General features: G+C 65.2%; 1 protein-coding gene. It reads left to right on the top strand.

Annotated elements, in window-relative coordinates:
• Nucleotides 1–127: 127 nt before the first annotated feature.
• On the top strand, nucleotides 128–4647 hold a 4520-nt coding region (locus ABSG20_RS30325; RefSeq protein WP_423868142.1), incomplete at its 3' end, for a beta strand repeat-containing protein.

Below are 4647 nucleotides of genomic sequence, written 5' to 3'. Positions count from 1 at the left end.
TACCGATGTGGCTTTCCCCCACCCCAGCCCTCCCCCGCAAGTGCGGGTGCAAGTGCGGGAGAGGGGGCGCAGCATCGCGTGCATTTTACATTGGCGATATGACAAGAAGATCAAAATCGCTCAACTGGTGACGCTGGCCGGTCTCCTGGTGTTGATGCCGGCGGCGGTCCAGGCGCAGGCGGTGCTGCCACGGGGCGGCAGCGTGGTGTCAGGCCAGGCGAGCATGGCTGCGCCTTCCGCCACTGCGATGACCATCAGCCAGAATTCTTCGAGAGCGATCATCGACTGGAACAGCTTTTCGGTCGGGCAGGGCGGCAGCGTCAACTTCATCCAGTCCAATGCATCCTCGGCGATCCTCAATCGCGTCACCGGATCGACCTCCTCGACGATTGCCGGTGCAATCACCGGCAACGGGCAGGTGTTCCTGGTCAACCCCAACGGCATCGCCATTACCTCCTCCGGTACGGTGCAGGTCGGCGGTGGTTTTGTCGCTTCCACGCTCGACATCGCCAATGCCGACTTCAACTCGGGCAATCTGAGTTTTGTGGGCAATGGCGCCTCCGCAAGCGTCAGCAATGCCGGCACGATCTCCAGCTCGCCCGGCGGTTTTGTTGGCCTGATCGGGGGCACGGTGTCGAACTCCGGCACCATCAGCGTGCCGCTCGGGAGCGTTGGCCTCGGCTCCGGCGAGCGGGCGACGCTCGATCCGACCGGTGACGGGTTTTTGCAGGTGGCGGTGCCGACCGGCGCCGTTGCGGCCGATGGCCGGGCGCTGATCGATGTTTCAGGCCGCATCAAGGCCGCCGGTGGCAGCATCGAGATCAAGGCTGCGACCGCGCAAGCGGCGGTGCACGACGCCGTCAATGTTTCCGGCGCGCTGTCGGCGCGATCGGTGTCCGGCCGTAGCGGCAGCATCGTGCTCGATGGCGGCGCCGGCGGCAATGTCGTGGTTTCCGGCAAGCTGGCTGCGACCGGCGGCAAGCGTCACGCCGGCGGCACGGTCGTGGTGACCGGAAATAGTGTCAGGCTGACATCCAGCGCGAGGCTAGATGCCAGCGGAACAAGCGGCGGCAATATCCTCGTCGGCGGTGACCTGCGCGGCAGCATCGATCCCTCGGTCAAGCTCATTCAAGGCACGGTCGCCAACGCGGAGACCACGACGGTCGATCAGGGCGCCGTCATCAATGCCAATGGCACGGCCGGCGCCGGCGGCAATGCGGTGGTGTGGTCTGATGTCGCGACCGATTTTCGCGGCACCATCACCGCGACGGGTGCGGGAACGGGGAGCGGCGGCGCCGTCGAAGTCTCGAGCCATGGCGTGCTCGGCTATGACGGCCTCGTCGATGTGACATCTGCGAGCGGCAAGACCGGAACGCTGCTGCTCGACCCCTTTGACCTGACGATCTCGACCGGCGGCAATACCAATATCTCGGCCGGACCCGGGTTTACGCCGACCGGCAACAGTTCGGTGCTGTCGGTGGCGACGCTGGTGGGCGCGCTTGGCACCGCCAACGTCACGGTCAATACCACCGGCGGCGGTGGGCAAAACGGCGACATTACCGTGGCCAACGCGGTGACCTGGAACAGCGGCCACAGCCTGAAGCTGACTTCGGCGGAAGATATCGACGTCAATGCCAACATCACCAGCAATGGCGGCGCGCTGACGCTGACCGCCGGCCGCTCGATCAATGTTACAGGCGCCACGATCGACACCGGTGCCGGTAATCTCACCGCAACGGCGACCACGACCAATGTGGCGACGAATGGCATCACCCTGAACAATACGACGATCATAAGCTCTGGAACCGTGAGTATCAACGGGACCTATGCGGCCTCCACGCCCACCTTCCCGTACGGCAACGGGGTGGAGCTGCAAGGATCAAATTCCTTCATCAACAACGGCGGGTCATTTTCGGTGACCGCCACCAATAGCCTCGCCACCAACAATGGCTTTAGTTTCTTTTATGCCGCCAGCCTCACCACGTCGGGCGACATGACATTGACGGGGAATGTGGCGATCAACAACGGCACCGGCACCGAGAATACTGGCGTCTCTTTTGCGGGAGCAAACAGCGTGACCAGTTCCTCTGGCAACCTGACGATCCAAGGAACAGCCATAAACGGGACCGGCTTGAATTTTGCTACCGCCGCAACAACGCTGACCAATTTGGGGGCGGGCACGCTCTCGCTGAGTGGCGCCAGCAGTTCCGGCGTCGGCGTCGCCATGATTTCCGGCGTGAGCGTGACGACGTCGGGTACGGTGGCGATTTCCGGCACCTCGGATGGCGTCATGGGCGGGTTCACGCCCAGTGGTACCCACGGCATTGGCGTTTTTGCCGGGGGCAACAACGCGGTGACGATATCAAGCGGCGCGCTGACGATCAACGGGACCTCAAACGGGACGACCGCGCTCGGTTGTTTCGGTTGTTACGGCATCGCTACCTCCTCCGGCAGCACCACCATCACCAACAATGGCAGCGGTACGCTGACGCTGAACGGGCAGGGTGGCGGCGACAATCTCGGGGCGACGATCAAGTCTTCGGCAGGCGGCGATGTCGTGATCAGCGACACCGGCGCGGTCACGCAGTCGGGCGGTACCGTCACAAGCGGGAATTTGCTGCTGTCGGGAACGGGTTCATTCGCGCTTACCCAGGCCAACAAGGTCGGCACCGTCGCCGCCGCCAATATCGGCTCCGTTTCATTCAACGACAATCAGGCGCTCACCATCGGAACGGTCCAGGGCACGCCCGGTATTACCGCCGCGGGCGCGGTAACGGTCGTCACCGCCGCGGGGGATTTGACGGTTGCGTCCGACGTCGCCGGTGCAAGCGTGGCGCTGTCGACGACGGGGAATTTCACCAACACTGCAGGCAGCAGCGCGGTGAATGCGACCGCCGGACGCTGGCTGGTCTATTCGAACGCCCCGGGCGGCGACACCTTCGGCGGGCTCGACAGCGCCAATCCCGCGGTCTGGAGTGCGACCTATGCCAGCCTCCCGCCGGCCAGTGTGGCGGCCGGCAACCGCTATGTCTTCGCGACGGCAGCATCGGCGTCGACGACGGCGACGGTTACCTCGACCTCGCCCCCTGTAAAAACCTACGGCACGGATTGGACGTCCTCGATCGCGAGCTATTTCACCGTGCAGGGCGGCGTGGCAGGCGCCTATACCTCCGGCACGGTTGTGTATAGCGGGGCGCCTGCGGTGACTTCGGCGGGAGCTGCCGCCGGGGCCAGCGTTGCGGGCGGGCCGTATGCCATGAATATCGCGCCGGGAACGATGTCGGCGCCCGGCTACACCTTAACCTACGTGAGTAGTGGGCTACTGACTGTCGGTGCCGCGCCGGTCACCGTCACCGCGGGCGGCGGCTCCTCGACCTATGGAGGGTCGCCGGCGAACCCGGGTTTGACGGCGACCGGTCTGCAGAACGGGCAGACCGTCGGCGCACTGAACGGGCTCAGCAATTCATTCGGCATCAGCAGCAGCAGCAACGCCGGCAGCTACACGCTGGACGTCGCGGGCACGCTGACCAATCCCAACTACAGCGTCGCCGGCACCACCAACGGCACCTGGACCGTCGGTGCCGCGCCGGTCAACGTCACCGCGTTTACCGGCTCCTCGGCCTACGGATCGTTGCCGGCCAACGCGGGTCTGTCCGCGACGGGTCTGCAGAACGGGCAAACCGTCAGCGCGCTGACCGGGCTCAGCAATGGCATCACCGGTATCAGCAACGCCGGCAGCTACACGGCGAATGTCACGGGCACGCTGACCAATCCCAACTACACGGATGTCAGCAACACCAGCGGAAGCTGGACCGTCACCGCGGCCCCCGTCACCGTCACCGCGCTCGGCGGCTCCTCGACCTATGGATCGTCGCCGGCGAACCCGGGTTTGACGGCGACCGGTCTGCAGAACGGGCAGACCGTTGGCGCACTGACCGGGCTCAGCAACTCGTTCGGCATCAGCAGCACCAGCAGCGCCAACAGCTACACGCTCGATGTCGCGGGCACGCTGACCAATCCCAACTACAGCGTCGCCGGCACCACCAACGGAAGCTGGACCGTTAGTCCCGCCGCCCTCACCGTCACGGCCTCCAACCAGAGCAAGACCTACGGTTCGGTGGCGTCGTTGGGAACGTCGGCCTTCACCACGAGCGGGCTTCTGAACGGCGATAGCGTGACGGCCGCGACGCTGACCAGCGCCGCGGGTTCGATCGCCACGGCCGGCGTCGCCGGCGGGCCCTATGCGATCACGCCTTCCCTTGCGGCAGGCACGGGCCTTTCGAATTACACGATCAGCTATGTCCCCGGCCAACTGGCCGTCACGCCGGCGTCGGTCAACGTTACCGCGCTTACCGGCTCGTCGACCTACGGATCGTTGCCGGCAAACGCTCTGTCCGCGGCGGGTCTGCAGAACGGGGAAAGCGCCAGCGTTCTGACCGGGCTCGGCAACGGCATCACCAACACCAGCAACGCCGGCAGCTACACGGCGAATGTCACGGGCACGCTGACCAATCCCAACTACATGGTTGGCAGCACCACCAGCGGCGGAAGCTGGACCGTCAATCCTGCGCCGGTCATCGTCACCGCGCTCGGCGGCTCCTCGACCTACGGCTCCTCGCCGCCTAATCCCGGACTGTCGGCGACCGG

Origin of the sequence: Bradyrhizobium sp. (genome assembly GCF_049512235.1) — a bacterium.
Classification (GTDB): Bacteria; Pseudomonadota; Alphaproteobacteria; order Rhizobiales; family Xanthobacteraceae; genus Bradyrhizobium.
The sequence above is the reverse complement of the archived record's forward strand: the minus strand, read 5'-3'. Positions and strand labels throughout refer to the sequence as shown.